At 47.9% G+C, this 26,909-nt stretch carries 16 protein-coding genes; 9 read left to right on the plus strand and 7 right to left on the minus strand.

The window, feature by feature from the left end:
* Genes BZG81_RS11440 through BZG81_RS11450 form a run of 3 tightly spaced genes read right to left on the minus strand, consistent with a single transcriptional unit; the run spans window position 1 to window position 2,015 of the window.
* Window positions 1-588 carry an SCO family protein gene (locus BZG81_RS11440; protein WP_021023888.1) on the minus strand — a complete coding sequence of 196 codons (588 nt, stop codon included), beginning with the start codon at window positions 586-588 and terminating at the stop codon, window positions 1-3.
* Window positions 588-1,082 carry a hypothetical protein gene (locus BZG81_RS11445; RefSeq protein ID WP_077461356.1) on the minus strand — a complete coding sequence of 165 codons (495 nt, stop codon included), beginning with the start codon at window positions 1,080-1,082 and terminating at the stop codon, window positions 588-590. Before BZG81_RS11445 ends, BZG81_RS11440 begins: the two co-directional genes overlap by 1 nt.
* A gap of 3 nt (window positions 1,083-1,085) precedes the next feature.
* A complete protein-coding gene (locus tag BZG81_RS11450; protein WP_077677424.1) occupies window positions 1,086-2,015 on the minus strand; it encodes a DUF368 domain-containing protein in 930 nt (309 codons plus the stop codon).
* Window positions 2,016-2,622: 607 nt separating this feature from the next.
* Here BZG81_RS11450 and BZG81_RS11455 point away from each other — a divergent pair.
* Window positions 2,623-3,789 (plus strand): methyl-accepting chemotaxis protein, encoded by a 1,167-nt coding sequence (locus BZG81_RS11455; RefSeq protein WP_077677425.1) that lies wholly within the window; start codon window positions 2,623-2,625, stop codon window positions 3,787-3,789.
* 321 nt (window positions 3,790-4,110) lie between these two features.
* Here BZG81_RS11455 and malT read toward each other — a convergent pair whose 3' ends face one another.
* On the minus strand, window positions 4,111-6,819 hold the full coding sequence (malT, locus tag BZG81_RS11460; protein ID WP_077677426.1) for an HTH-type transcriptional regulator MalT: 2,709 nt from the start codon (window positions 6,817-6,819) through the stop codon (window positions 4,111-4,113).
* Between the two features lie 508 nt (window positions 6,820-7,327).
* On the opposite strand from malT, the gene BZG81_RS11465 reads away from it, so the two are divergent.
* The 3 genes from BZG81_RS11465 to glgB all read left to right on the plus strand — a co-directional run bounded on the left by BZG81_RS11465 (window position 7,328) and on the right by glgB (window position 14,099).
* Window positions 7,328-9,778, plus strand: coding sequence for a glycogen/starch/alpha-glucan phosphorylase (locus BZG81_RS11465; RefSeq protein ID WP_077461353.1), 2,451 nt, complete (start codon window positions 7,328-7,330; stop codon window positions 9,776-9,778).
* A gap of 123 nt (window positions 9,779-9,901) precedes the next feature.
* Complete coding sequence (gene malQ / locus BZG81_RS11470; protein ID WP_077461352.1) at window positions 9,902-12,088, plus strand: 4-alpha-glucanotransferase; 2,187 nt, start codon at window positions 9,902-9,904, stop codon at window positions 12,086-12,088.
* Window positions 12,030-14,099, plus strand: a complete 2,070-nt coding sequence (gene glgB, locus BZG81_RS11475) for a 1,4-alpha-glucan branching protein GlgB (protein ID WP_443216220.1) — start codon at window positions 12,030-12,032, stop codon at window positions 14,097-14,099. The genes malQ and glgB overlap by 59 nt, the downstream gene beginning before the upstream one ends.
* A 186-nt stretch (window positions 14,100-14,285) precedes the next feature.
* On the opposite strand, the gene malK is transcribed toward glgB, so the two are convergent.
* Window positions 14,286-15,425, minus strand: coding sequence for a maltose/maltodextrin ABC transporter ATP-binding protein MalK (gene malK, locus BZG81_RS11480; protein ID WP_077677428.1), 1,140 nt, complete (start codon window positions 15,423-15,425; stop codon window positions 14,286-14,288).
* Window positions 15,426-15,924: 499 nt separating this feature from the next.
* On the opposite strand from malK, the gene malE reads away from it, so the two are divergent.
* The 3 genes from malE (at window position 15,925) to malG (ending at window position 19,647) form a co-directional block, all read left to right on the plus strand.
* Window positions 15,925-17,106 carry a maltose/maltodextrin ABC transporter substrate-binding protein MalE gene (gene malE, locus BZG81_RS11485; RefSeq protein WP_077677429.1) on the plus strand — a complete coding sequence of 394 codons (1,182 nt, stop codon included), beginning with the start codon at window positions 15,925-15,927 and terminating at the stop codon, window positions 17,104-17,106.
* Window positions 17,107-17,170: 64 nt separating this feature from the next.
* Window positions 17,171-18,745: a maltose ABC transporter permease MalF gene (gene malF / locus BZG81_RS11490; protein WP_077677430.1), complete on the plus strand. Its 1,575-nt coding sequence runs from the start codon at window positions 17,171-17,173 to the stop codon at window positions 18,743-18,745.
* Between the two features lie 11 nt (window positions 18,746-18,756).
* On the plus strand, window positions 18,757-19,647 hold the full coding sequence (gene malG / locus BZG81_RS11495) for a maltose ABC transporter permease MalG (RefSeq protein WP_077461349.1): 891 nt from the start codon (window positions 18,757-18,759) through the stop codon (window positions 19,645-19,647).
* 82 nt (window positions 19,648-19,729) lie between these two features.
* Here the strand turns inward: malG and glgX are convergent, their stop codons facing one another.
* Window positions 19,730-21,742: a glycogen debranching protein GlgX gene (gene glgX, locus BZG81_RS11500; RefSeq protein WP_077677431.1), complete on the minus strand. Its 2,013-nt coding sequence runs from the start codon at window positions 21,740-21,742 to the stop codon at window positions 19,730-19,732.
* 364 nt (window positions 21,743-22,106) lie between these two features.
* Here glgX and lamB point away from each other — a divergent pair, with 364 nt between their 5' ends.
* Both lamB and BZG81_RS11510 read left to right on the plus strand, forming a co-directional pair.
* Window positions 22,107-23,417, plus strand: coding sequence for a maltoporin LamB (lamB, locus tag BZG81_RS11505; protein WP_077677432.1), 1,311 nt, complete (start codon window positions 22,107-22,109; stop codon window positions 23,415-23,417).
* Window positions 23,418-23,480: 63 nt separating this feature from the next.
* Window positions 23,481-24,308: a MalM family protein gene (locus BZG81_RS11510; RefSeq protein WP_077677433.1), complete on the plus strand. Its 828-nt coding sequence runs from the start codon at window positions 23,481-23,483 to the stop codon at window positions 24,306-24,308.
* 102 nt (window positions 24,309-24,410) lie between these two features.
* On the opposite strand, the gene BZG81_RS11515 is transcribed toward BZG81_RS11510, so the two are convergent.
* Window positions 24,411-26,498 carry a methyl-accepting chemotaxis protein gene (locus tag BZG81_RS11515; protein WP_077677434.1) on the minus strand — a complete coding sequence of 696 codons (2,088 nt, stop codon included), beginning with the start codon at window positions 26,496-26,498 and terminating at the stop codon, window positions 24,411-24,413.
* Window positions 26,499-26,909: the final 411 nt, after the last annotated feature.

Raw genomic sequence — 26,909 nt, forward strand, 5'->3', positions numbered from 1 at the left:
TTATTCCTTATTGTTATCAGTTACCCGTTGAACGGCGGCGACCAGCATGTCGGGGTTTAAGGTGTGTGGGATTTTTTCCAAAAGCTCGCCATCAGGCGAGAGAAAGTAGAAAAAAGAGCTATGGTCAACGGCGTAGTCCATGGCAGAGTCTTCCAGCTCGGTAATGCGATACAACACACCATAGCGTTTCGCAAGTTGATCAATTTGCGCCTTGGAGCCGCTGACGCCTGTGATTAGAGGATGGAAAAAATGCGCATACTCGGCGGCTTTTTCGCTGGTATCACGTTTTGGATCCAGCGTGATAAATACAGGCGATACCGCCTTTTGCGTCGACTCTGGCAGCGACTTTAATGCCGCCGACAAAACCGCAAGTGATGTTGGACATACATCAGGGCAATGGGTGTAGCCGAAATAAACAATCCTTGGTCGGGGATCGTCAACATTATATAGGTCGAAAGGCTGGCCATCGGACTGCAACGCGCCAGCTTGCGCTTGTTGTTGTGTTTGTTGGTAATTGTCATAAAGGGCGCGTGCGCCTAAGCCAACACAAACGGCAATAATGGCGACTAGCCAAGCTTTTTTACTCATTATCGCTCCATGCGTACTTTAATGGGGAAATGGTTTTTTGCTTCGTTATCCAGCGTAATCGTGCCTACCCATGTCATGCTATCTTCTGTGCAGACGGGCAACATTAATTCTCCTTGGTAGGTTTGCTCATCAGTTTTTTTGAGCGCAAGCCGGTACTCACCCATGTTCATCTCCACGCCTTTGAGCTTGACCAGTAAGGTATCTCGCGCGAGTGGTTCGGGGCTGATGACCGTCAGTCTATTTGCATTCATAGGGCGCACCGTCGGCTCAGCGAGTGATGCTTGGTAGCCTTTATACTGGCAAGTCTGCTGATTGAGCACGCACGCATCTGTTAGCACGGATGAGTGTGTTGATGCGGATGCCGGGCTATTTTCACTTTCAACAAAAGTGGTTAGCCAAGTTGGCGTAAAAAACGCAAGCGCCACCAGCATAATGATACTGGCGGGGATCAATAAACGGCGACTCACGGGCATGCGTGAGGATGAAACATTCATGGTTTAGTCCTGTTTAGGCGAGAAGCGCTCCAACAGTAATACCAGCACAAAGCCCGTAATCATGGCAATCACCGCGAGGCCAACTTGTGCCGGATGTCCCACGATTGCCTCGTACGCGCCCGGTAGAAGGTTATCTTGCATCAAAGGGACTTGTTCACCCGATGAGTTAGTCCGCCAGGTAAGAGTATGTTTCCAAGGCCAAATTTTACCCAATGTGCCTAACATTAAACCGGTAAGGAAGGCGAGTGTTACTGCATAAAAACGCTCTAATAACCAGGACAGTAAATGAGAAAAACTCAATAAGCCGACGATGGCCCCCAAGGCGAGTAAGCCGAGCATATCCCATTGGCCTTGATGTACCGCGTCTAGAATCGGGCTATACATGCCGAGCAGTAACAGTATAAAGCTGCCCGAGATCCCCGGTAGAATCATGGCGCATATGGCAATGGCGCCGGATAAAAAGACGGTGAGAGGGCTGGCTGTCAATTGCAACGGATTAGCGACGGTGATCCAATACGCAAAGCCGATACCGATAAGCGCGGCGAGTACCGTTCTTAGCGTGATTTTAGGGGCGGGGAGCTGTTTGGCGATATGCAGTGCTGACGCAATGATAAGACCAAAGAAAAACGACCACAGAGGGATGGGATGGTTGGCCAGCATCCAACTAATGCCCTTCGCTAAACCTGCGATACTGCTTAAAATTCCGGCTAATAACACACACAAAAAGGTGCCGTTGATGTGTTGCCATACGGCCTTAAAACCTTTGCGCCGCCAGAGCGAGAACAGGCTCGGGGTAATACGCCGAATACTTTCCAGCAATAGTGTATAGATGCCAGTAATAAACGCGATGGTGCCGCCAGATACGCCAGGAACGACGTCAGCGGCGCCCATTGCTATCCCTTTCAGATAGGTTGAGACCAGATTTTTGACCATAATGCCATTCATCGATAAAAAGCTAAGGGCTGCATTATACCGAGATGAATCGCGCGGGATAGAGCTGATTAAAAAGGGGGAGCAATACTCCCCCAATGAGGGTTAAGGTTGATGAGGTTTCTCGAACACGGCGACGGACCAAGCGGGTACGGTGAGTTTGCCGTTGGTCACTTGAGCGGCCTGTTGGTTATACGCTATCGAGCCGTTGCCAGCGTTGGCTTGCAAGCTGTGAGCCGGTGGCGTCGCTGAGATTAGTTGTTCATTWCGCAGCGCTGGTTTAGCCTAGTTATTGTAACATTTATTAGAGTAATATTCAGAAGTTGCATATTGCAATGCGTTTTCAGGATGCTAACTAGTTATTATATATGCAGCTATTTCCCTGAGAGACTGCTTTGTGTATGCAGAATGCAAAAAATCATACTGTACTTTCTTCCTAGATAAGCTAGATGCGATAACAACCTTTGTGATTCTTCCTGCTGTCTTGTTTGTGATGGTTTAATGCCTTGTTTTTTATGCTTTAATAAGTATTGATGCAAACTTGGAATTTTTTTGATGGTACAAATACTGTGCTATTCTGACTACAACGCAATAAAGAAGGGACAAGGTAATGGGACGAGTATCAATTCGCGGAGTAACGATAGGCAGCTATATCATCATGGTGGCTCTAACGGGGGCGTTGATGTTTCAATGGTCGTGGTTCAGTGAGCCTATCGTGTTCGGTCTTAACATTATTATTGCAGTCTCAGCAGCACTTTTTATTGACCGTCGTTTCAAAGCTGGACTTGCAAAAGTGAATCGCTTTGCAAAATCGTTAGCACAGGGTGATCTGGCAGCCTCAATTGATACTGAAAACAGTGATGAATTCGCTGAAGTCTCGCATTCACTCAATGATGCAGCAGAAAAGCTTCGCCGCACTGTACGGAACATTGAAAAAGCCGCCAATACTTTAGATAATTTCACGGACACGTCAGAGAAACGCGCCAGAAAGGGGGCTGCTTTAAACGAAGCTCAAACCGAGAAGATAGAGAGTATTGCTACAGCCGTTGAAGAAATGACGACGACAGTTGGATCACTTTCAGAAGATGTCCAAGCTATTTCTGAAGAAGCTGGACAAATTGATTCGAGCTCACGACAATCGCAGCAAGAGCTCAGCGACATGATGGCAGAACTTGATGAACTTGTCTCTGCGATAAAGGTATCGGCTGAAATGTTTGACAAAGTGGAACATAGCGCCGGTCAAATAGAGCACTTTCTTTCTGTGATTACGGATGTGGCCGAACAGACAAATTTATTAGCGCTTAACGCCGCGATAGAGGCAGCACGTGCCGGTGAGCAAGGCCGTGGCTTTGCGGTTGTCGCCGATGAAGTAAGACAACTGGCGAGTCGCACCCAATCATCAGCAAGTGAAATTAATGATATGACGAAAGAGCTATTTCGTAGTCTTAAACAATCGTCTGAGCTGTCAGATCGTACCGAAAAGCTTGCAAATAGTGCTTCGTCACAGGCTCGTGGGACTTCTCAGTCGATCGAGGGCGTATTGGAGAATTTCTCAACAATCAGCGATCGCATCAACTCTCTCGCAAGTGCAATTGAACAGCAAAGAACGGTGTCGACGGATATTGCTGCAAACGTGAATCGATTGACTGAATCAAGTCAGGAGGCTGCTGAAATCTCTGATGAAAATAAAAAAGACATGAGTAAGGTCAGTGATTTGGCTGAGGCTCTAACGCAAGATCTCGACCAGTTTCAACTCCGTAATGAAAGTCCTGCTTGAGGTATACTCAGAATCAAAAAGGTGAGTTTATAACTAGCTCGCCTTTTTGTATACAAAATTAAAGCTTAAGAGTAACGAACAAGCTGTGTAACACTTATCATCAATGGCATGATACAAGTATGTATGCTAATCCAACAGTAACCCGCTTGCGACAAGACGTAGTATGAATTTATCCCTAAGGGACGGGCTAGATGTGAGGATAAAACTCTTGGTCAACATTGTGATGTGAACACTGAAGTGAAAATGGATTTAATACTCATTTTTGAGATCGGGAGGTATAACTACGCCCCCAGAAACCTCTGAGGGCGTAGTGGTGCGAGGTTAATTGCCCATCAATTGCAAGAGGTTTTCGGCGGTGACGACCGCTTCTTTGCGATTGGCAATGTTGAGTTTTTGATAAAGGTTACGGATGTGGGTTTTAATGGTTGTCCCGGCGACATCCAGTTCATGAGCAATTTGCTCGTTACTGAATCCTGAATAAATCAAGCCAAGTACCTGCCACTCCCGCTGGGTCAATGAGCTGGTTCGTACTAATTCAGGAACGTTTGGATGCTTCACCAGTTTTTCGACAAAGGCTTCATCAAAGTGGGTTGAGCGAGAGCGTTGATGGCTGGCGATTTCTTTCAGTAACTGTTGTGCACGATGACGTTCTAACGCGCCAAGCGCTTGTTGTTCGATCAATGCATGCAACAGCGATGAGATAGCGTCACCCTCAATTAAAAAGTTACCCATCATACCCGTCTGATTAGTGAGTATAAGCGCTTCTTGAAGCTGCGTTTTCGCATACTCCGTTTCATGCTCTTTACTGGCGAGCACCGCTTCCACGATAAGATTTCGGTTCTTATCTGTCACGAGATTGGCTTGGTTCGCCTCGCGACGGAGAAAATCAATGGCTTGGCGAGCCTGATCATACTGACCTAGATGGAGGTGCGCCCGGGCGATATTACGCCATTGAAGCTGGCTAAAGTGATTACAGGCCGATGCGGGGCGAACGGCTTGATGCAGCCACTCCTCCATATGAGGAAGTTCGTGCTTGGCTTGCCAATAGAGTAACAACGATAAAGACGCGTTAGCGGTCCAATCGACATGATAAACCGACTCACGTAATAGATGCTCAATATGCTCAATGTGCTTGGCAGCTTTGTCGAGTTCACCGCGGCTAACAGCGACGCGGGCAAGCATGGAATAACTGTGTAGATGTTTGCTCGGGGGCTGATTCTCTAGCACTTGGAGCCCCTTGTAGGCACAGGCTTCGGCTTCGTCTAAACGGTTCCAACACCAAAGAATTTGTGCGCGAAGGCGTAAAGCAAATTCATGTAAAGGAACTTGGTGTAATTGCTGATCTTCAATGAGTTGATCGGCACTGTCGAGCAGTTCAAATGCCGCTTGCACATAGCCTTGTGCCAGGAGAATTTCACTTTGTTGTAAAATTGCCCAAAGTGCCTGGTGATACACTTGGTGCTGGCGAGCGAGTTTTTCGGTTTGTTGCATCATCGATAAGGCACGATCGAGCTCGCCGAGCACATGGTTCACCTCGCCAACGACAGATGTCGCGACAATACGGCCACGGTAATTGGCGCTATCTAGTTGCTCAAGTGCTTTTTCAGCCAGGCGCATGGCCCGCTCTGGGTCGTTGGCATTAATTGCCACCTGTGCAAGTAGCGCATTGGCATTGCCTTGATAATCAATGTCGAGCGGTATTTCGCGAGCTTGATAGGCTTTTTCTGCACTTGCTAATAGCTCACCCACTTCATGATAGCGATGCTGGCTTTGTGCAAGCCAAGCTCGAAGTAGGCTTAAACTCGGATACTGGTACAAGTACTCGTTATTTAGCTTGCTGATAGCCGCTTCGAGGGTCGATAGCTCCCCACGGTTAAACATCCGCCAACCATATTGATTCAGAATATCTGCCAACAGGGCATCATCCTCGCCATAACGTGCGTGGCGTAATGCTTGATGTGGCGATTCAAGCTTGAGCCAAGCTAAGGCCGCTTGCCGATGCAGTGTTTGTTGCTGCTGTGGGATCCGAGCCTGGCGCTCATGGGCAAGAAATTCAGCAAATAGATGGTGAAAACGGAACCAATTGTTGTCGCCTTCGAGTGGATAAATAAATAAACCGTAGCGGTTCAGAGACTCCAGCATCCCCAACGCGTCGCCGCGCTCCGTTAAGGCATAGACTAATTCATCGTTGAACATTTCTAATACCGACACTTTCATCAAAAACTGACGGGTTTCAGTATCAAGTAAATCAAACACTTCTTCCGCTAAATAGTCCCAAAGGTGGGCATGGTTAAAGCTGGCACACGAGGCCGCGCTTTGCATGAGTGTACGCTTTTGGTGCTGTGCTTGAATCGCAATCAGTTGCAATGCTGACGGCCAACCTTCAACGTAGGTACACAAGGCATTGGCGGTTGACTCATCGACCCCATCGGCCACGCGTTGATTAAAAAAGCGGGTGGTCTCTTCGTTATCAAAGGCGAGTAATTCGTTCCCGATTTCGATCATTAAGTCACGAACACGCAAGTTCGCGGTGCCCAATGGCGGGTTGGCTCGTGAAGTGACGACCAAAGTGAGGTTATCCGGCATGTGCTTGATGAAAAAACGCATGGCTTCATGGATTTCTTCGTTATCAATAAGCTGATAATCATCCAATACCAGATAGCTGGTGGCATGAAAATTCGCTAACTCGGCAAACACATCGGATAAAAGTGCACGAAGCGATGAGAATTGGCGCTTCTCAGCAAGCTTAATGGTGTTTGCGCAGCCTTCTTGCGTGGCTTGATGCAGGGCTTGTAACAAGTAGTTAATAAAGCGGAAGCTATCATTGTCACTATCATCAATACTAAACCAGCCAACATGGGACTGATCAGCCAGCCATTGTGCGGCCATGGTTGTTTTGCCATAGCCGGCGGGGGAGCGGAACATCACTAATTTATAGTGAGGCGCTTGTTGTAGCATATCGAGCACCCGAGGGCGCAATATGGCGTTATAAAGCCGACCTGGTCGAGTAAGTTTTGATGGGATCCACATAACACACTGTCCTTAACCTCAAATACGGTGCCGGCCCCTCAGCGCGACACTGCTTTATCCTCCTTGGAGTGTATGCGACTCCTAGATAGCAAACTATGATCTCTCTCCACTCTTGTGTTGATTGCTCTAGAATGGTGCATCTACGCCCTATATTTGTGATTTATATCACAATAGTTTTTTGTTTTCGCTATCCTTTAAAATAGCTTTGTACATTTATGTGTCCTGGAAAATATAGAATTTGCGCTGGCGCACAAAAATAACAAAAGTGATTTCTTACTTTTCATGCTGCTTTTCGAATGCTTTTTGTCCCATAACGTGATGTTGATCACTGGCTTGTATGTGGATGCTAGGATTGATGAGAGGCGGCTCACTGTTGGTGTGTGACACAGCTCTCTACGCCCTGCTATCTCCTCCTTTCCGTCACTGTGAGTGGGAGGATGTTTGTTACTCTCGAGTTGGGCAGGATGAATAGCCATCAAGGTTTCATTCCATTATTGAGAGTTATGACATGACCCCAAAACAGCAACATGCCTTTGATAAAAGTGCGTTTAAAATCAGCATGGTCCAACACTTGACCCAGCTAGGTCACGCACCTGAAACCGCTCAACAACGCGATTGGTACCTTGCCTTAGGGCGTGCATTGGCTGAGCACACAACAGGCGACTTGGTGGCGACTGAAAACGATCAAGCGATCAAACAGGCAAAAAGCGTTAACTATTTATCTCTTGAATTTCTCATTGGCCGTTTGACGGGCAACAACCTGATTAGCATGGGTTTATACGATGTGATTGCTGAGGCCGTTGGTGAACTCGGTCTGGGTCTTACCGACTTATTAGAGCAAGAGCGTGACCCGTCACTCGGCAACGGTGGGCTTGGGCGTCTCGCCGCTTGCTTTATGGATTCACTCGCGGCACAGCAATATCCAGCAGTTGGCTATGGCTTACACTACGAGTATGGCCTTTTCCGCCAATCTTTCGATCAAGGGGCGCAGCAAGAAGCGCCTGATGCATGGCGTGAGCCAGAAGGCTACCCTTGGGAAGTCGTCCGTCCGGACCTGACTCAAACCATTGGTTTTTATGGCCATGTTGAGGTCGTTGAAGAAGCGGGGCATACCTATCGTCAATGGGTGCCTAGCTTGAAAATCCAGGCAATGCCTTGGGACTTACCCATTGTCGGTTACCAAAGTAACACCGTTTATCCATTGCGTTTGTGGGAAGGTCGAGCACTGACACCGTTCGCGCTTGATGCTTTTAATGCGGGCGAGTACACCCATGCGCAGCAAGCTGATATTGATGCGGGTAACCTGACTAAAGTCCTTTACCCCAACGATAATCATGATGCGGGCAAGACGCTGCGTTTAATGCAGCAGTACTTCCATAGCGCCGCCTCAGTGGGTGACATTCTTCGCCGTCACTTGGAAGCCGGACATGCGTTGGCGGCGTTGCCGGAGTATGAAACCATTCAGCTTAACGATACTCACCCAACGATCGCCATTCCTGAACTGATGCGTGTGTTGCTAGATGATTATCGCTTAGGTTGGGATGAAGCGTGGGCCATTGCTAGCCGTACCTTCGCTTACACGAACCACACGTTATTACCTGAAGCGCTTGAAACGTGGAGTGAATCGCTCATGGCAGAGCTTCTTCCTCGCCATATGGAGATCATTTTCGAGATCAATCATCGTTTCTTACAAGACGTGGAGCAAAAGTGGCCTGGTGATGTGCGCAAACAGCAAGTGTTATCCGTGATCGATGATCAAGGTGAGCGCATGGTGCGCATGGCGAATCTGTGTGTGATTGGCTCTTATGCTGTCAACGGTGTCGCGGCCTTGCACTCACAGTTGGTTAAACGTGATTTATTCCCTGAGTTTGATGCGCTTTATCCAGGTCGCATTCAAAATGTGACAAACGGCATTACACCGCGTCGTTGGTTGAAATTCTGTAATCCTGATTTATCAAACTTGATCAGTGAAAAAATTGGCGAGCAGTGGCCAGCACAGCTTGAGCAACTCGAGCAGGTTGCACAATATGCTGACGACGCTGATTTTCAGAAAACCTTCATGGCGGTCAAGAAGCGCAATAAACAGCGCCTTGCTGACTGGGTAAAATCCAACCTCGATATCACGCTTAACACCGATGCGATTTTCGATGTTCAGATCAAGCGTCTACACGAATATAAGCGTCAGCACTTAAATCTATTGCATGTAATTTCGCTCTATCAGCGCTTGCTGAACGAGCCAAACTTTGACATGGCGCCACGAGTGGTCTTTTTTGCCGCTAAAGCAGCCCCAGGTTATGAACTGGCAAAATCGATCATTTTCGCTATCAACAAGGTGGCCGAAACGATCAATAACGATCCACGCGTTGGCGATAAGCTTAAAGTGGTGTTTATTCCAGACTACCGCGTAAGCATGGCAGAAATTATCATTCCAGCCGCCGATGTGTCAGAGCAAATCTCAATGGCCGGTAAAGAAGCGTCGGGCACGGGTAATATGAAAATGGCCCTTAACGGTGCCTTGACCATTGGGACCATGGATGGCGCTAACGTCGAGATCCGTGAAGAAGTGGGTGACGATAATATCTATATCTTTGGCTTAGATGTTGATGGTGTCACCGAATTACGCCAAAAAGGCTATCAACCCGAAACAGCGTACCAAAATCAACCGCTTCTAAAAGCCGCTYTAGATAGCCTATTGGATGAAACCTTCACGCCAGGGCAGCCTGGTTTGCTGCGCCCTGTCTTTGACAGCGTGATGACAAGTGGTGACCCGTACTTATGTTTGGCTGACTTTGCTGATTATGTCCGCGCACACAATGACATTGATCGTGATTATCGAGACATGTCGCAGTGGGCACGCAAAGCCATTCTTAACACCGCGCTGGTTGGTAAGTTTAGCTCTGACCGTTCCATCCGTGATTATGTTAATAATATTTGGCAGCTAAAAGCGATCAAACGCTAATTGCTAATTGCAATATAACGGGTTAACAACCTGATAGGTGGCAAGGGATTCGCCTTGCCACCTGATAATAATGACAACAATATTGCCCAATAAAAGAAGGGGGCAGACCCCTCGGAGAAAGCGATGAAAGAATCTGCATTAAAGACAGTCGCACACATGGCGAACCTTGCCGACCGTTATATCAGTGCTTGGGGCACAGAAGCGGCGGTGCCAGACAGTACCTTACATGATTTATTAACGTCACTTGGCTATGACACACGTCATGATGATGCGTTGTTGGCATCAGCGGAGAGAAAACATAAAACGGATGTGCTTGCCCCCGTACAGGTGGTGCAAGACAACGAACCGGTTGAAATTGCGCTTTACCTTGGCACCAGTGCCAGAGACAGTGATTTTAGTTGGCGTTTGGAAACCGAACAGGGCGAGTGCTTTGAAGGTTATCTTCAGTCACAAATTATTCGCGATGAGCGCAGTGAGGGTGGCCCGCTCGTTTTTAGCTTACCGTGCGCTCTACCTTGGGGCTACCACCGTCTTTTTGTAAACCGAAAGCGCCGCAAATCTCCCTATCAGATGACGTTAATTATGGCGCCTTCTCAGTGCTATAAACAACCTGAACTGAACGCGCACAAAAAAATGTGGGGGCCGAGTATTCAGCTCTACACCTTACGCACTCCACATAATTGGGGCATCGGTGATTTTGGCGATCTCAAACAGTTGGTCAGTGAATTGGCGTCACGCGGGGCAGATTTTGTTGGTCTGAACCCCATTCATGCGCTTTTCCCTGCCAATCCTGAAGCCGCGAGTCCTTATAGCCCGTCATCGCGTCGCTGGCTTAATCTTTTGTATATCGATGTCAGCGCGGTGCGAGAGTTTTCATTGAGCGCCAAAGCGCAGCAACTGGTGGGCAGTGCCGCGTTTCAACGTCGATTACAGGCCGTGCGTGATACCCATTGGGTCGATTATAGTGAAGTTGCCGCATTGAAGATGGCGGTATTGCCGTTACTGTTTGAGGAGTTTAAACAGCGGGAGTTGCTGCAACAGACGCATCGTGGCCGCGCTTTCTTAGACTTTATTGAGCAAGGTGGTGACAGCTTAAAACAGCAAGCGACCTTTGATGCATTGCATCAACACTTGCGCGCAGACGACGAGAATATGTGGGGCTGGCCGGTGTTCCCAGAAAAGTACCGTCGTTATGAGAATGCGGCGACGCAAGCCTTTATTGAACAGCACCATGATGACATCCAGCTGTATATGTATTTACAGTGGATTGCTCAAATCCAAATCGAAGAGGCACAAGCGATCGCCGAAGAACAAGGCATGGCGCTCGGTTTATATCGCGACTTGGCGGTGGGTGTTTCAGATGCGGGAAGTGAAACATGGTCAGATAACTCGCCACTCGTGCTTGACGCCAGTGTTGGCGCGCCACCCGATATGTTGGGGCCGCGAGGACAAAATTGGGGCTTACCACCGTTTGATCCACAAGCGCTGCAAGCTTCGGGTTATCATGCTTATATTGAACTGTTGCGTGCCAATATGCGTCACTGTGGTGCATTAAGGATTGACCATGTGCTAGGTTTGTTGCGTTTATGGTGGATCCCGAAAGGCAAGAACGCCAGCGAAGGCGCGTATTTATATTACCCAGTAAAAGACATGCTTGCTATTTTGGCACTTGAATCACACCGCCATCAATGCAGTGTGATTGGTGAAGATTTAGGCACGGTGCCTGACGAAATTGGTGCGTTGCTGAGCGATGCGGGTGTGCATTCTTATAAAGTGTTCTTCTTTGAAACGTCAGAAGAAGATGGTGGATTTATTTCACCGGCCCATTATACCGAGCAAGCGATGGCAACACTTTCCACTCATGATATGCCAACCATTCGGGGATTTTGGCATTGTGATGACTTAAAAATGGGTCAAGAGCTGGGCTTGTATCCGGACGAAGCACAGCTTCAGCAATTGTTTGATGATCGCTTAAAAGCGAAACAAGGGATCTTAGACAGTGTTCGTTGGCATGGCATGTTGCCGGAAGGTGTAGGGGCAGATGCGCGTTATGTGCCGATGGATGGCTATTTGTGTCGCGCACTACAATTGCATGTCGCAGCCGGCCAATCTGCGCTGTTGAGTGTGCAGCTTGAAGATTGGTTAGAAATGGACAAGCCAGTTAATATCCCTGGTACGGTTGATGAGTATCCTAACTGGCGACGTAAACTCTCTGTGAACCTAGATACGTTGTTTAGCCGCGAAGAGTTAAATCAACTGGCGAAGGATCTTTCGCGGGTACGCTTACACGCGAGTCATCTATCCGTTTGATCGCCTGATCACCACGCGACCACGCTCTATCCTTAGTGCTAGCCAACACACATGGGATGGAGCGTTTTTCTATAAGGAGCCTTCTGTGTCACATTCCTCTTCCTCGATGACACCATACTATACGCACCCCGATCACTACGACATCGATCTCGCGGCCTTGCACAATCCTCGCTATGCGCATCAGCTCATGGGTGCGCATCCTATGACCTTGCCGGTTAAGGGTGAGCCTATTGAAGGCGTGCGTTTTATTGTCTTTGCCCCTCATGCGCAATCGGTCAGCGTGATTGGCGATTGGAACCAATGGCACGCTGATACCGCCTTGATGACGCCCATTGAAGATGGCTTTTGGGTCGGGTTTATTGCCAACCTTGGCACACACCAACGCTATAAATACGCCTTAACCGGTCCTGACGGACAGGGTTTACCCCATAAAGCCGATCCTTACGGGGCGTACGCTGAGCCTTATCCCTCGTTTGCGTCACTGACTTATGATCAGTCTGTTTATCAATGGAACGATCATCAGTGGCAGCAACGACCCATAACCGCAAAGCATCAACAAGCCTTGTCGTTTTATGAGTTACATCTTGGCTCGTGGCAACATGATGAAAATGGCCAAATGCTGGGCTATCGCGACCTTGCTGCGCGCTTAGTGCCGTATCTGGTTGATATGGGCTATACCCATGTGGAGCTAATGCCGGTCAGTGAACACCCTTTTTATGGGTCTTGGGGATATCAACCCATAGGACTTTTTGCACCGACCAGCCGCTACGGTTCGCCGGATGATTTTAAGTATTTTGTCGACCAATGCCATCAGGCAGGGATCGGCGTGATCCTTGATTGGGTGCCGGGGCATTTTCCCACCGATGATCATGGACTTGCGTACTTTGATGGCACCCCTTTGTATCACGATCCTGATCCGCGTCGCGGTTGGCATAATGATTGGCACTGCCATCTCTACGATATGGGTAAAGATCATGTGCGCCGTTTTCTAGTGAATAATGCGCTGTATTGGCTCGATCAATTTCACATTGATGGTCTACGCGTGGATGCCGTCGCGTCGATGCTCTATCTCGATTATTCGCGTGAGCATGACCAATGGCTCCCCAACGCTGACGGTGGAAACGAAAATTACGACGCGATTGCGACACTAAAATGGATGAACGAGTCGGTTTATCACTATTTTCCCAATGCGATGACGATTGCTGAAGAGTCCACCGCATTTCCTGGCGTGTCTGCGCCCACGTATATGGGAGGACTTGGGTTCGGATTCAAATGGAATATGGGCTGGATGCATGACAGCTTAAGTTATATCCGTGAAGCACCGGTGCATCGACGCTATCATCACGATACGCTGACCTTTCCATTCGTTTATGCGTTTAGTGAGAACTATGTGTTACCGCTATCGCATGACGAAGTGGTCTATGGTAAAGGCTCTCTGATGGGCAAAATGCCTGGCGATGAGTGGCAACAAACGGCTAATTTACGCGCCTATTTGAGCTATATGTATGGTCAACCCGGAAAAAAACTGAATTTTATGGGGGCGGAGATTGGTCAAACAGCAGAGTGGGATCACGATAGTCAACTTGAGTGGCACTGGTTGCAGTATGAACGTCACCAAGGTGTTCAAGCTCTGGTGAAAGCCCTCAATGCTCTTTATGTGTCGACGCCAGCATTGTACCGACTCGATTGTGATCCGACAGGGTTTGAATGGCGAGTCAAAGATGCGGCAGATATCAGTATCATGGCCCATGAGCGGTTGGGCGATGATGGCTCGCGAGTGCTGGTGGTGAGTAATTTCACGCCTGTACCACGTGATGGTTTTCACCTAGGTGTACCGATGAGTGGCGACTACCAACTGATATTAAACTCCGATGATGAGGCATTTTGGGGCAGTGGTTATCCGGTTTATCAAATAGTAAGTACGGATAAAGTATCAGCGCATGAGCAACCCCAATCACTGACGCTCAATTTGCCACCGCTAGCCACGGTTTTTTATCGCTGGCAAGGGTGAATAACTTCAAACCACGCTAGACGACCTAACGAGGAACGCACCAAGTTAATCCTTGGTGCGTTTTTATTTGTCGCCTCGCGCAGACTGCACCGCGATGTTCACTGTACCGTTTACCGCCTTGTTCTAGGTTGAATCCATCAAAAAAGGCCGCGTATGCGGCCTAATCATTATCTTTAAGGCGCCATTTTATGCCGCATCTTCTTCGTCAACGAAGGTCACGCCGTTTTCACGGTGTAGACGCTTGCACGCGCGGCCGTCGCTGTGGAACAAGTGACAGCGGTGAGCGGGAATACCAATCGCGTACTTCTCGCCGGGCTCAATCTCAACCGTATCGAGTTGACGATAGATCACATCTGCATCGGCACTTTCTAGGTTGAGATAAATTTGCGTCTCGTTACCCAACTTCTCAACGATGGTCGCTTCCCCTTCGATTTTGGCATCACCGTCTTTGGCGGCGATTAAATGCTCTGGGCGAATCCCTAGCGACATACGATCACCGCGGGTGACGGTTTTGCCATCGACCGGTATCCAGAAACTGGCCCCCTCACTTAGCTGCACTTTGACCCGAGCTGGCTCAACATCTGCGATGAATACGCTCATGAAATTCATTTTTGGTGAGCCAATAAAAGAGGCAACAAAGCGGTTTTGTGGGTAGTGGTATAGCTCAAGCGGTTTGCCCACTTGCGCGACACGGCCCTCATCTAGCACCACAATTTTATCGGCCATGGTCATGGCTTCAATCTGATCGTGGGTGACATAAATCATGGTACAGCCAAGCTGACGTTGTAACTTGGTGATTTGTGCACGCATCTGCACCCGTAACCCGGCATCGAGATTCGATAAGGGTTCATCAAGTAGAAAAACCTGTGGTTGAGACACTAGGGTACGGCCAATGGCGACGCGCTGACGTTGGCCGCCCGACAGGGATTTTGGTTGTCTATCTAATAAGTGACCAAGTTGCAAAATCTCCGCCGCTTGATGCACGCGTTTATCTACCTCAGCCTTATTGGCTTTTGCCAGCTTTAAACCAAATGACATATTGTCGTAGAGGTTTAAGTGGGGATAAAGGGCATAGGATTGGAACACCATGCCGACGCCACGCTTAGATGGCTCAATATCATTTACTCGCTGATCATCAATGTAAAGGTCGCCCGACGTAATATCTTCCAACCCGGCAACGCAGCGCAATAAGGTGGATTTACCGCAACCAGAAGGACCGACAAAGACGACAAATTCGCCATCTTTAATCTCTAGGTCAACGTTTTTAGAAATCATTACATCGTTGTCATACGCTTTACAAACGTTTTTAAACGTGACACTTGCCATGTCGCTCGCCCTCAATCGCTTTTCATTAATTCGGCTCAATTTGCATGATACGTGGTTATGTTATCAATGTGGGTCGTTATAAGCGTTACCGCTTTTGTTTAACGTTCGTTGATGATTAATTAGCCACACTAGGGAAAATACCACTCATGCTTTTTTTGATGAGACTCAGTGTGTCTTATCTGCGCTAGCCCTGCATCCTCCTATCATCAATTATTACAGGGGGAGTAGGCGGGGAGGAGGATTTTCTCCTACCTAAAATAATTTGAGGGCGTACTTCACAAAAATCTGAGTTAATTAGTTGAACTTGATCACGTTCAGTTTATTTTTGTGAGCCGCATCATTAGTGACGAGCGATATGGATCACGAATTCGCTCGCATAGGTGTAGGGCGTAGAGACCAGGATGATGAGGAATGAAGAGGAATTACCCATGATAGAGCCTGAAACACAGCTCATCCTCCATGGAATCGTGCTACACCTCAGTAGAAGAAGGATAGAAAGATGAATAAATCACTTAGCGCTGTTGCCCTCGGTACCCTGATTGCACTTGGCTCATTTGGTGCAAATGCGAATATCGAAGAAGGCCAGCTGACCATTTGGATTAATGGTGACAAAGGTTATAACGGCCTTGCCGAAGTGGGTGACCGTTTTGAACAAGACACGGGCATTCCTGTAACCGTGGTTCACCCTGATGGCCTGCAAGACAAGTTCCCGCAAACCGCATCAACGGGTGATGGCCCAGATATCGTTTTTTGGGCGCATGACCGTTTCGGTGGCTATGCCGAGTCAGGCTTATTGACAGAAATCCGTCCGTCGGATCGTTTAAAAGACGGCATGGTCGATTTTGCTTGGGATGCGGTCAAATACAAAGGCAAATACGTCGGTTATCCGGTGGCCGTGGAGTCACTGTCTCTTATCTACAACAAAGATCTCGTCCCTAATCCGCCAGAAACGTGGCAAGACGTGGTTTCGATGGATGCCAAGCTCAAAGAGCAAGGCAAATCGGCCATCATGTGGAACTTAAAAGAACCCTACTTTACTTGGCCACTAATGGCGGCTGATGGCGGTTATGCGTTTAAACAAACGGCAACGGGTTATGATGTCAAAGATGCGGGCATCAATAATAAAGGGGTTCACGATGCACTTAACTTCATGAAGCAGATGGTCAAAGATGGCGTGATTTCTTCTGATATGGATTATTCCGTTTCTGAAGCTGCGTTTAACAAAGGTGACACAGCGATGACCATCAATGGCCCATGGTCGTGGGGGAACGTTGAGAAGTCAGGCATTAATTATGGTGTGGCTACCTTGCCAACTTTCCAAGGTGAAGCCTCTAAGCCCTTTGTTGGCGTGTTAAGTGCCGGTATTAGCACCGCGTCGCCAAACAAGGCACTCGCCGTCGAGTTTCTTGAAAACTATTTGCTGACCAATGAAGGCCTATCAACCGTGAATGCGGATAAGCCTCTGGGTGCGGTGGCGTTAAATGCTTATCAAGCTGAACTTGCTAAAGATCCGCGCATTGCGGCAACGATGGAAAACGCTAAGCATGGCGAGGTAATGCCAAACATTCCGCAAATGAACGCGTTCTGGGCGGCAGCCAAAAACGCAATTATCAACGTGGTTGATGACCGTCAAAGCGTTGAAGCTGCTCTTAACGACGCAGAAAAACAGATGGTTAAATAAGCTCTATCTGCAGGGGGGATGCGTCCTCCCTGCACACTTCAGAATTAAGTGAGTAGCGTTCCTTATGCAGTCAGTCCAAGGTTCTCAAGCTATGACAACGTCAGGCTCTTCTTTGCCCAGCGGCACAAAAGCGTTCATCAAATGGGCGCTGCTGGCCTCTGTGGCTATTATTAACGGTTATGCCACCGTTTTAATGTATTCGCGTGGTGAAACTGCTTTTGCCCTGTTAACCGTGGTGTTAACCGCGTTAGCGCTGTACATTTTTGGTAGTAAAAAGACATATGCCCACCGATACATTTATCCAGGTATCGCGGGAATGATTCTTTTCATCATTTTCCCATTGGTATACACCGTGGGGCTTTCACTTACCAATTATAGTGCCTCCAACCAGTTATCTTTCGAACGCGCTCAGTCGGTATTGCTAGAGCGTACCTTCCAAAGTGGTGATAGCTATCCGTTTTCTCTTTACCAAACGGATAAAGGCACGCGTCTTGTGGTGGAGATGCCGGAGGCTCGCTACGCCACCAAACCGTTTGACTTTGCAGCCCTTCCAGCCCAAACACTGGCGTTAACGCCAGTCGACAGTATCTCGGGCGAAAAAGCGACATTACGAGCGGTGATCCAAAATCGAGACGCACTCAGCGCTCTCGAACTTAAACGCAGCGATGATCAAATCATTCGGATGAGCGGTTTAAGGAAGTTTGCTGCCATTCAACCGCTTTACAGCCTGCAAGATGATGGTCGTACACTGATCAATAACCAAACCGGTGAAACACTCAAGCCAAATGATGAGATCGGTTATTACCAAGCGGTTAACGATGCCGGCGAATTTGTTGGCGATACTGTTTCACCTGGATATGTTGTTCAAATTGGTACCGATAATTTCGAACGCGTATGGACGGATGATGGAATTAAAGAGCCCTTTATTGGCATCTTTATTTGGACGATTGTCTTTTCGGTATTATCTGTCGCTTTTTCCCTATTTATTGGTTTGATTCTTGCCAGCCTTGTTCAGTGGGAAGAGTTGAAGGGTAAGTCTATTTATCGTCTACTCCTTATTCTGCCTTATGCGGTGCCAGCGTTTATTTCGATTTTGATTTTCCGTGGTTTATATAATCAAAGCTTCGGTGAAATCAATATGGTATTAGAGGCTCTGTTTGGGATCAGTCCTAATTGGTTCTCAGACCCTGTAATGGCCAGAAGTATGGTGGTAACGGTCAATACTTGGCTGGGCTTTCCTTATATGATGATTCTTTGTATGGGCTTGCTGAAGGCCATTCCGGATGATCTCTATGAGGCATCAGCCATTGACGGTGCGAATTTCATCCAAAACTTTACCCGCATCACATTACCGATGATGATCAAGCCTCTCACGCCTCTGCTGATTGCAGCCTTTGCGTTTAACTTCAATAACTTTGTGATGATTATGTTGCTGACAGAGGGTGGACCGAGTCGAATTGGTACATCTGAACCGGCCGGTTATACCGACTTGCTGGTCAGTTACACCTACCGAATTGCGTTTGAAGGCAGTGGCGGTCAGGATTTTGGTTTGGCGAGTGCGATTGCGACGCTGATTTTCATTTTAGTTGGCGCTTTAGCTCTGGTGAATCTGCGCTTGGCACATAAAAACACGCAGTAAGGATATTTAATATGGCAATGGTACAAGGTAAATCCTTAAAATATCGCGTCTGGGCAACCCATATTGGCCTGTGCTTATTTTTGGCGCTGATTTTATTCCCGCTGTTAATGATTATTGCGATTTCCTTCCGTGAGGGTAATTTTGCTACCGGGAGCTTGATCCCGAAAAATCCGTCACTGGAGCACTGGAAGTTAGCACTGGGTTTCTCGGTGACTAATCCGGATGGCACAGTCACTCCTCCACCATTCCCCGTCTTATTGTGGTTATGGAACTCGGTGAAGGTTGCAGGCATTACTTCGTTATTTATTGTAGTGCTGTCTACCACCTCGGCATACGCCTTTGCCCGTATGCGGTTTAAAGGTAAGCAGACTATCCTCGATGCAATGATGATCTTCCAAATGTTCCCGGCAGTGCTGGCATTGGTGGCTATCTACGCCTTGTTTGATAAGTTAGGTCAGTACATTCCATTTTTAGGGCTCAACACTCATGGCGGCTTGATCTTTGCCTATTTAGGCGGGATTGCGTTGCACGTCTGGACCATTAAAGGGTACTTTGAAAGCATTGACGGCTCCCTCGAAGAGGCTGCGGCTTTGGATGGGGCCACGCCATGGCAAGCCTTTAGGCTGGTACTACTTCCGCTCTCAGTACCAATCTTGGCGGTGGTCTTTATTCTGGCATTTATTATGGCCGTGGGTGAGGTACCGGTGGCTTCGATTCTGTTATCGGATGTCGACTCTTATACCTTGGCGGTAGGGATGCAGCAGTATTTGTATCCGCAAAACTACCTGTGGGGTGATTTCGCGGCGGCAGCCGTGCTGTCAGCAGTACCGATTACCGGTGTCTTCTTGCTAGCACAACGTTGGTTAGTGGGTGGTTTGACCGCAGGTGGCGTGAAAGGGTAACCCTCAACCCACCATTGATTGTTAAGAACCACGTAAAAGGCAGCTGATAACAGCTGCCTTTTTTGATGCGGGGGATATTAGGCTACAGCCAATCACCGTCAATACAGACTAAAAAGCTCTTTGCTGCCAAGCGTTGGAATGCTTCTGGTGCAGTGACAGTCGTCTCATCGGTCGCCGTATCACAGACAATGCGCCATTGGTGATCACTCGGTAGCCGTAACGCTTGGGCGGTGTCGCTGCTATTAATGGCTATAAGCATTGATTGACCCGCGTCAGGGTGATGCGCGCCGATCGTGATCTGACAGCTGAGCGCTTGCAGGTTTGGCCATTGGTGATCTTGAATCGGATCGCCATTCGAATGGCGCCACGCAATCTGATTTAAATGGCGCTGTGTGCCACTCAATGCATCAATAAAGCGCGGCACGATAGTACTGCGACGCGCAATCATGGTGGCAAACCAATTTGACCAAGCGTGATTCTGCGTTTGCCAGTTTAGCCAACTCGTGGGGTTATCTTGGCAGTAAGCATTGTTATTACCTTGTTGCGAGTGACTGATGAGATCCGCGGTCAGAATATGCGGGGTGCCCAATGAGAACAAAATACTCGCGATCATATTACGCTTTTGCTGCTCCCTAACAGCCATGATTGTGGGATCGTCTGTCGGTCCTTCGATGCCATAGTTCGCAGAGCGGTTGTCACCGTGACCATCTCGGTTATTCTCACCGTTCGCGTGGTTATGTCGTTTGGCGTAACTGACCATATCTTGCAGGGTAAAACCGTCATGATAGGTTACATAGTTAATCGGCAAATGATCGGGCCAGTGGCTGGCACTAAAAAAGTCACGCGATCCCATAAGACGAGTAGCAAAATCTTGTAACTTGCCTGGATCGCCACGCCATACACTGCGGGTGGTATCGCGGATTTTATCGTTACACTCGGCCCAATTTGCTGGGAACTGGCCTAACTGGTAACCATTGGGGCCAATATCCCAGGGTTCAGCAATCAGTTTGACGGTAGAAAGGATAGGGTCTTGGGCAATAGCGTGGAAAAAGGCACTATGTGGATGAAAAGCCTCACCGTCTCGCCCCACAGTGGCGGCGAGATCGAATCGAAACCCATCCACGTGATAGTGGGTGACCCACATACGCAAGGTGTCGAGCACCAGTTTTAGCGCGGCAGGATGGCGTAAATCAAGGGTATTGCCACAACCGGTATAATTGCGCAGCTGTTGGTTATCCTGGAGATACATTGCCTGGTCGATCGCTTTAAAATGCAGTATCGGTCCACCGTCGCCACCTTCCGCGGTATGATTAAATACCACGTCTAAAATCACCTCAATGTCGTGACGATGTAGCTCGCGTATTGCTGTTTTCAACTCATTAATCGCGTCCTTTTCGGCATAACGCGGATCCGGGGCCATCCAAACATAAGGGTTATAGCCCCAATAATTGGTTTTTTGCTGGCTGAGTAAATGCGGCTCGGGTAAGCAGGCGGTGATAGGAAGCAGTTGCAGGCAATTAATATGATGTTTTTGGTAAAACGCCAACATCGCTGGTGAGATTAAACCCAAGTAACGCCCTTTTTCCGTCGGGTCCACATCCGGGTGCTGCTGAGTCAGCCCTTTAACATGAGTTTCAAAAATCACAGTGTCGCACATTGGACGCTGAGGGGATGACACGCCTTGCCAATCAAATGGCGCATGATCCACAACTTGGCAGCGCGCCAGTAATGTACTTTGCGATGGTGTATAAGGAGGCTGATAGCTTAAAGGGCCAATCACCGCTTGCGCATACGGATCGGCCACGCACCATGTTTGGCCATTATGTGAGATTTCAAAACTGTAATCTTGCCCTGCAACCACATCAGCGACCTCTTTTGTCCAATAACCACGTTTGTATTCGCGCATGGCGAGCCGCTGAGGTTGGTGCCCTTGATGCCACAGCAATAAATGCACGCAGTCCTGGTCTGGTGCGTACAAAGTAAATCGACAACCTGAGCCGTATAACTGAGCCCCTAATGAATAAGGAGCAGGAAAACAAATCGACATAAATAACACCATTAAATTAGACTCGCTGCCATTAGAGCTTTTAATCATAAACAATTCAATCTGATGTCACATTTATGATGATTGCCCAGTATGTAATTAAGTTTCATGCCTTTAAGAATAAATCTATTAATAGTGATCATGTCGACGTTTTGTAGGCCTGTTTAGCGAAAAATAATTACCAATTACGCCCTCGTTCAGTGACCCCGCTCGACAAGTTTAGATAATTGGCTCTCACTCATCCTTTCTCCTCCTCCCCCTGAAATCGCACGGCCGGATGACGCCAAAATGACCGCTCAGGGATAGGATAATTCCAGGATAACGAAGAAAGCTAAGCCTTGGACACATTGTCTTTTCCCACTACCCACTGCCGGTGTGAAGAGACACGTAAAAAAGGCCCATTATGGAGTAAGGTATGAGAAAAGTAAGTTTAATTGCGGCGGCTGTTGCGACTGCTGTCACTGCCACCTCAGCATTCGCTGTCGACTTTAATGGCTACATGCGAGCAGGGACTGGAATTAGTGCATCTAATTATGATAATTCTGACACCGGTGATTTGGCTATCAATAAAAATGGTATTGGTCGCCTCGGTAACGAAAATGACAACTACTCGGAGTTTGGGTTTTCGGAAGAGCTAAAAACCGGTGAACAAACTTGGCGAGTTGAATCAATGATTGCGTCGGGCGCGCCTGGTGAAAGTGGCTGGGAAGATGGTGACTTCAATGTCGCTCAGTTTGCCGTAAAAGCAAAAGGCGTGTTGGCCGACAAAGAGGCAACACTTTGGGCGGGTAAAACTTATTATCAACGTAAAGATATCCACATCACTGATTTCTACTTCTTGAATACATCAGGCACCGGTGGTGGTATTGAAAATCTATCCGTTGGCGATCAGAAATTGTCTTTAGCATTGATTCAAGATAATGGCTCTCAGACTATTACTTCTGATAAAGATAAATATGGTTGGAAAGATGCAGATGACAACACGTCTACCGTACCTACTTGGGGAGTGATTGGTAAAGAATCTACATCGGAAGATGTTAATGGTTATATTGCCGATATTCGCCTAGCCGATATCGATTTATGGTCAGATGCTAAGTTAGAACTGGCGGCAGCTTATAACTTTGGCGTTGAAAAAGCCGATCAAGATCTTCAAGGAGACGATGGTCTATTGGTTACCGGTATTATCCACCAGGGAATGGATAATGGCTTTAATCAAACTATTCTTCAGTACGGTACCAATGGTTATGGCGTTCAAGCGGCTAATTTCTGGGGGGCTGGTACTTACTATGACCGCTCAGGTGATCAAAATGACGCGACAGGCTATCGTCTGATTAACTGGGGGGTAATGAATCTAGGTGAGTCTTGGGAAATGGGCCATCAACTTGCTTACTTAGCTGGTTCTGATATCGGCGCCTCTACACTCGATATTGATCAATTCTCTGTCGTAGCACGCCCTATGTACAAATGGAATGATACCATGCGTACTGTATTCGAAGCTGGCTATAATGCGGGTGAGAAAATCAATGATGGCGGTAACGCGGTCGAAGACTTTGGTAACTCTAAATTGACCGTTGCGCAAGCATGGGCAATGGGTGACAGCTTCTGGGCACGTCCTGAAATCCGCGTATATGGATCTTATATCTCTGACCTTGAAAACGATGACGCTTTTGGTTCAGGTGAAGATAATGAGCTTGTAGCTGGCGTACAGGTTGAAGCTTGGTGGTAAGTATTTTTTAAACTGTCTTTTTTCATAGCCGACAATTGTCGGCTATTTTTTTAGGTGTTTTATATGAACAAAAAAGTGTTATTTCTCTCTGGATTATTACTGCTTAATGGGTGCTCGACGATCGTTGATAACCAATATCAGATTGCACCGAAAGGAAAGGCAGTGACGCAGATTGAGAAAGCGAAACAACTACCGCTAGAGATGGATAAAGAGATCAAAGTAGCGGTAACCACACAAGCACAAGTCCTAGATATACATAGCATTGATAGCCCTGGCGTTATTTTTGAATTACCCATGGTAAAAAATGGATTGGATATCAATATCGAGGCAGAAATAAACGATAGTGTTTTTGTCCCAAGTGCCAAAGTGATTAACCAGTCTGGCGATATTCGCGCGGAGATTGATGATCAAGGATTGGTTTATCTAAAGCCCCGTCTAGCCGATGGAAACCGTTTGCAAGGTAATATTAAAGTCCACCCACAAGTAGGTGACAGTGCGCTCTATTTGGTTATTTTTACTGATAAAGATAAACTTGATGAAACGGTGGCGGTCAGCCACCCAGCGAAATTGGACGCAGAGGGAAGAGGGAATTACTTTCCAGAGGTAGGCGATATTCAAGTTCCGCGCGCTTTAACCGGGAAGCTTTCAATTGAGGCAACCGCTTTGGGAGCACGTACTGATGCTCCGTCTACTGTGCTGCCAGTGCTCTCCAACACTGAACGTCCGCAACAAGAAAGCGTGAATTTTTATCATCAGGCTATTCGAACCGCGATTGCAGACAACGATGTCGACAAAGCAATGGGATTGCTGCGTGATGCTGAGCAATTGGGTATTGCCGACGCTGATCAAGTCTTTCGTGAAGCGATGAAAGCACAGTTAGATCGGCAGTAATCGAGCTTTGCAGTGACGTTTCATCACATAGCGATTCTAGACAGCAAATAAAAAGGGCACCTGCAAATGGTGCCCTTTTTGCGATCAAGAGAGAGCGCCGAATTAGACTTTGAACGTCTCGACCAGCTGACGGATGGTGGTGGCTTCTTGGTTCAGCGTATGGTTTGCGCCTTGTGCTTGCTCACTGAGCGATAAGGTTTGCTCTATACGTTGTGAAAGGGCTTGGATATTTTCGGCCACTTGCTGCGAAACGGCACTTTGCTCCTCGGCTGCGCCTGCGGTTTGATAATTGATATCGCCGAGCTGGTGTACCAAATCAACAATCTCGTTTAAGGTCTGCTGAACGGAGACACTCGCTTGATAACCCTCTGCGGCACCGCGCTCACCTTGTTGGATAACCGCTTCAATATCCGTCAATAGTTGGTTGAATGTTTCAAGTGTCGATACGATTTGATCGACAGATTTTTGTGAATGCTGGGCTAACGCGCGTACCTCGTCAGCGACCACCGCAAATCCTCGGCCAGCTTCACCGGCGCGTGCTGACTCAATCGCGGCATTGAGCGCCAATAAGTTCGTTTGATCCGAAATGCCACGAATATCATCGAGTAGTGCGGCAATATCGCTACCACTGGCTTTGACTTCGCTGACAAAACTGTTGGCTTTTTGTAGATCATTGTTCGCTGTTTGATTGCGCGCTACGTTGTTGGTCACATTATCCATACATTGATTCAGTGACGACACCACCGCGGCATTTTTCTCTTTGGAGGCTTCAGAGTTGGTTGCCACATCTTTGGACGTTGCTGTTAGTTGTTCCATGGCCGTCGCCGCTTGATGCAAGGTCTCCGTATTTTCAGACAGCGCTTGATGCGCATCGGTGATCGCATGGTTAGCTGTCGTTGAGGTATCCGATAAGCGTCCACCTGCTTGCTGAATTTGGCCAACCATCGACTGTAGCGCATCCAGCATCTGATTGACTGACTGTTTGATACTATCAATCTCGGTTTTACCCGTGACGGATAAACGCTGAGTTAAATCCCCACCGCCTTGCGCAATCGCCTGAATGGAGTGATCAACACTGGTTAACGGCGCCAATTGGCGTTTGATGACGACTTGAATGATGATAAACGCCAAAATCAGCACGATACCACTTACCAGATAGATGGTGTTTTGGATATGCGTCTCGGCCTCGGTCATCATTTGATTGAGTTGCGTCACCGGTGCCATAGCAGCAGAGATAGGGGTCACAATCATCACCGACCAGGTCTTGGTCATATTGCCAAACTCAATGGGTTGCGATACGTAAAAGTGCGAATCGGTTTGCTTGAATTGGTTTGTTGCCTTCTGGCTTAGAAGGTTAGAAAGTGGTTGGTAAGCAGGAGAGGAAAGTCCCGAGACCGCAGCGCCATGTTGAACGTGCTGATCGGTACTAGCCACAATCCGACCATCTTGACTGATAACAAATAGTTCCCCGTCATTATCGGCACGTTTGGCTAAGAGTGATTGGATTTGCGAGGTCTTGAGCGTACTTCCCACCATAGCAACCGTTTTATCAAAGCGAAAAACGGGAGTTGTCACATCGAACACCGTTTGCGTTTGACCATTAATCTGAGCCGTTCTTGGATCAGTAATACAATCTTTTTGTGTGTTCACCGGGCACTGATACCAAGGGTTGGATTCTGAAAAGTTTTGAGCGGCTCGAAGACGCATTTCTCCGTTCTCATCCACCGATACAGACGGTACATAGCGTCCATCCGCTGCACTGGTTGGATCGCCATAATAAAAGGCATCGGCCCCTAAGACGTTTTTTTGCCACTCGGTATAGATGTTGTGCCACTCAGGCTGACGTTTCAAAATCGAATACATGATCCTAGGAATATCATCACGATCGAGGATCCGTGATGACTTATTCTTTTCCGCTTCTGACGTATATATCTGAGCAATGGTTCGCACCGTATCGAGCGGAGAAGCGATGTAGGCATGAATCTCTTCACTGAGTGCCGTTGCCCGGTTCTGCATTTTTATCACCTGATCCCGCTTCACATTCTCTGTCACCTGAGATGACATTGCTGATTGACTGGTATTCAGAGTTGAAAGAGAGATGGTGCTGACCAAACCCAGACCGACTAACACGATTGCAGAGGCCGTTAGGCTGATTCGTTGGCTGATAGAGAGGTGACGCAATTTTTTCATAATCACTTTCCGCACAAAGAAAAAATTCGGAGGTCGTCGAGCGGCGTGACGATGGGTGTCGTGCTAGCGAGCAATGGCACAACAGATAACGCGCGCCGACGGTGACGATCAGAGTTTCTAGTGTTGCTCAAATAGACAACAGGCACATCCTCCTTATTTGCGCTTGTAACGCTTGCAATAAGGAGGAGATCAGGAGGGGGAGAGAGCTAATTTGAACGATCAGCTTAAGCCGATCCAGCGCACACCACATTGTCTTGACCGACGTTGTCACGTTGCGACGATCACACTACTTGGATTAAAACAGCAAGCGAAACTGCGCTTATTCACAATTTTGTTACTAACGGAGGAGGGCGTAGGCAGATGGATGAGGTTGCATGTTAGCGCATGTGCTAGCGGTACGAAGCTTTCACT

It is taken from the genome of Salinivibrio sp. MA607, assembly GCF_001996245.1.
Taxonomy (GTDB): domain Bacteria; phylum Pseudomonadota; class Gammaproteobacteria; order Enterobacterales; family Vibrionaceae; genus Salinivibrio; species Salinivibrio costicola.